This window comes from Sphingomonas bacterium (assembly GCF_903644135.1).
In the GTDB taxonomy this organism is placed as follows: domain Bacteria; phylum Pseudomonadota; class Alphaproteobacteria; order Sphingomonadales; family Sphingomonadaceae; genus Sphingomonas.
In genome coordinates this window covers 1-3,481 of sequence record NZ_CAHJXA010000300.1, presented here as the reverse complement: position 1 = coordinate 3,481, position 3,481 = coordinate 1, and the positions used below count along the sequence as shown (strand labels likewise).

The 3,481-nt window shown below is 68.3% G+C and carries 3 protein-coding genes; 1 reads left to right on the top strand and 2 read right to left on the bottom strand.

Features of this window, described 5'->3' with window-relative positions; translation table 11 throughout:
* Nucleotides 1-1,227: HAMP domain-containing protein (locus HUU96_RS13335; protein WP_174293246.1), on the bottom strand; the 1,227-nt coding region annotated here is incomplete at its 3' end.
* Between the two features lie 50 nt (nucleotides 1,228-1,277).
* The gene (gene dusB / locus HUU96_RS13330) at nucleotides 1,278-2,276 is read right to left on the bottom strand and encodes a tRNA dihydrouridine synthase DusB (RefSeq protein WP_174293245.1); all 999 of its coding nucleotides are present in this window, start codon (nucleotides 2,274-2,276) and stop codon (nucleotides 1,278-1,280) included.
* A gap of 78 nt (nucleotides 2,277-2,354) precedes the next feature.
* Here dusB and HUU96_RS13325 point away from each other — a divergent pair.
* Nucleotides 2,355-3,481, top strand: a 1,127-nt coding sequence (locus tag HUU96_RS13325; RefSeq protein WP_174293244.1) for a bifunctional 2-C-methyl-D-erythritol 4-phosphate cytidylyltransferase/2-C-methyl-D-erythritol 2,4-cyclodiphosphate synthase, incomplete at its 3' end; no start/stop codon positions are given.

The window sequence follows — 3,481 nt, the reverse complement described above, 5'->3', positions numbered from 1 at the left end:
GGTCGCGACGACGCCCGCCGATACCCCCGCCATTACCGCCTCGATCAACGCCCGCCGGTTCTCCAGCGTGGTGTTGGCCGAGAGCAGGTCGCCATTTTGCCGCTCCAGCCGCCCGGTCATCTGGTTGAACGCCTTCGCCAGCGTGCCGACCTCGTCGGGGCTGCGCGGATCGGGGACGCGTGCGGTCAGGTCGCCGCCCTCCACCCGGCGGGCGGCGGCGACCAACTCGCCGACCGGGCGGACCAGCCGGTCGGCGATAGCGAGCGCGATCCATACCGCGATGCCGACGATCAGCAGCGAGATGCCGAGCAACGCGGCGTTGAAGCGGAGCTGCAGCGCCCGTCCGCGGGTGACGAAATTATGGTAGCTGGCCTGCACCAGCGTCGCGCGCTGCCGCTGCTGCGCCACCGTGCGCATGTCGACGACGGTCGCGGCGAACAGGAACAGGTTGCTCGATCCGGGCAGCTTGGTGAGGGTCTGCACCCGATTGTCGCGCACCGTGACGATGCCGGGACGGCCCGACCGCAACAGCCGCAGGTCCGCGCCCGAGATCTGCCGGCCCAGGTCGATCAGGTCGGGATTGATCGTCGCCAGCGTCTGGAACCCGGCATGGGGACGGACCTGGAACAGGATACCGTCCGACATACTGCGGTAATAAACCTGCTGAAAGAAGAAGGCGGGGAATTGTGGGTTGTCGAGCGCGTGGGTCTTGAGGAACTCCGCGGTATCGTCGGCGGTGGTGACCGCCTGCTCCTGCCAGCGGTGCAGCATCTGGTCATAGGAGATGCTCGCCAGGTCGGTGGCGTTTTCCAGCAGGCCGCGCGCCTGGCTCGAATACCAGAACTGCACGCCATATTGGAACAACAGCGACGCCACGACCGTCACCAGCAGCATCGGCACCGCTGACACGATGGAGAAGATCGCCACCAACCGGACATGCAGCTGCCCCCGCCCGCCGATTGGCGAGCGCGCCGCGCGGCGTTGCGCGATGCGGCGGCCGATCAGCATCAGGATGATGACGCCAGGCAGGATGTTGGCGACCAGCAGTAATGCGATCAGAGGCGGCGGGATCAGCCGCCCCATCAGCTTGTCGCTGGTGAGCACGAAATAGCTCGCGACAGCGATCGCGGCGGCGACGGCGAGCACCATCAGCTCGATCGCCGGGGTCACGGCGAGCCAGCGCGGCCCCGTTCGCTCGTCCCTGTCCTGGGTCGCGGCCGCGTTCATTACGACAATGCTACAAGATCAGGCGTTGCAAAGAAACCACATAATGCACGTTAAGCTGCGTGCCGGCACCGCCACGGAGCATAGAATTCCGCGAGCATCGATCGCACGCGGACAGGATCGGGTTCCTGGTTGACGGCGTTGCGGAACTCGGCCGAGCCGGGCAGTCCCTTAGTGTACCAGCCGATATGCTTGCGAGCCATGTTGACGCCGGTGACGATGCCGTAATGATCGAGCATCGCCTCGTAATGGTCGGCGATCGCACGATATTGTTCGTCGAGCATCGGATCGACCAACGCTCGCCCGCCACTCAGCGCCGCCATCACCTGCCCTAGCAACCATGGCCGGCCATAGGCACCGCGGCCGATCATCACCCCGTCCGCCCCTGACTGGTCGAGCGCATCATTGGCGTCCTCGACCGAACAGATGTCGCCATTAACGATCACTGGCACGCCAACCGCCTGCTTCACCTGCGCAACGAAGCCCCAGTCGGCGTTGCCCTTATACATCTGGTTGCGGGTGCGGCCATGGACGGTGATCATCCGCACGCCCAGGTCCTCGGCGATGCGGGCGAGTTCGGGGGCGTTGAGGCTGTCGTGGCACCAGCCCATCCGCATCTTGAGCGTGACCGGAGCCGACACCGCTGCCGTCACCCCCTTGATGATCGCCGCCGCCAGTGACAGGTCGCGCATCAGCGCCGAGCCGGCGTCGCCGTTGGTGACCTTGCGCACCGGGCAGCCCATGTTGATATCGATGATCGCCGCGCCGCGATCCTCCGCCAGCCGCGCCGCCTCGCCCATCTCATAGGGCGTGCAGCCGACCAGCTGCATCGACACCGGCTCTTCGGACAGATGCCACGCCGCCTTCTGCAGCGACTGGCGCGTCTCGCGAATGGCCGCCTGGCTGGCGATCATCTCCGTGACGTTGAGCCCCGATCCATAGCGGCGCACCAGGGTGCGGAACGGCAGGTCGGTGACGCCGGTCATCGGCGCGAGCACCACCGGGCAGTCGATCCGGACAGGGCCGATCTGGATGGGAGAGAGCGTGCGCATGACGGACTGCCGAGATACGCGCGGCAGCGGCGGCTCGCAAGACTGGCGGTCCGTTCGGCTGGCGGCTAACCGGCGGCGATGGACAGGACCATCGCCATCATCGTCGCTGCCGGGGCCGGCTTACGGGCGGGCGGCGTGCTGCCCAAGCAGTTCGCCCGCATCGCCGGCCGGCCGATGATCGAGCACAGCTATGGCGCGCTCGCCGATCATCCTGACGTCGGCGCCGTGATCGTCGTGGTCGCCTCCGGCAACGAGCAACAGGTCGCCGCCTTGCTCCCCGGCGTCACGCTGGTCGCTGGCGGAGTGCTGCGCCGGCAGTCGGTCGCCAACGGCCTGGCGGCAGCGGCTGCGGCCGGCGCGACGCGAGTGCTGATCCACGATGCGGCGCGGCCGTTCCTGCCGGCCGCTGTGATCGACCGGGTGCTGGCGGCCCTCGACGAGCATGACGGCGCGACACCGGTGCTGCCTGTCGCCGACACCCTCGCCAAGGGTGACGGCGTTCTTGGCGATGTGGTGCCGCGCGCCGGGCTCAACCGGCTTCAGACGCCGCAGGGGTTCCGGCTGGCGGCGCTCCAAGCCGCTCACGCCGCCTGGCCTGCCGATGAGGATGCGACGGACGACGCGCAGATGGTGCGGCGGCTTGGCGGCAGCGTCGGCTTGGTGCAAGGCGATGCGATGCTCGACAAGATCACCTACCCGCAGGATTTCGCCGCTGCCGAGGCGCGCGCGGCTCTGGAGACCCGGACGGCGTCCGGCTTCGATGTTCACCGGCTGGAGGAGGGCGAGGAGCTGTGGCTCGGCGGGCTGCTGATCCCGCATGACAAGGGCCTGTCCGGGCACAGCGATGCCGATGTCGCGTTGCACGCCCTCACAGACGCGCTGCTCGGTACGATCGCGGCGGGCGACATCGGCACGCACTTTCCGCCGAGCGACCCGCAATGGAAGGGAGCCGACTCGGCGCGCTTCCTTCAGCACGCCGCGTCGCTGATCGCGGAGCGCGGCGGCCAGATCGGCTTTGTCGACCTGACGATCATCTGCGAGGCCCCCAAGATCGGGCTCCACCGTGCCGCCATGGTCGCGCGCATCGCCGACCTGCTGCAGATCGCGCCCGACCGGGTGAGCGTCAAGGCGACCACGACCGAGCGGCTGGGCTTCACCGGCCGCGGCGAAGGCATCGCCGCGCAGGCGGTCGCGACCGTGCAGGT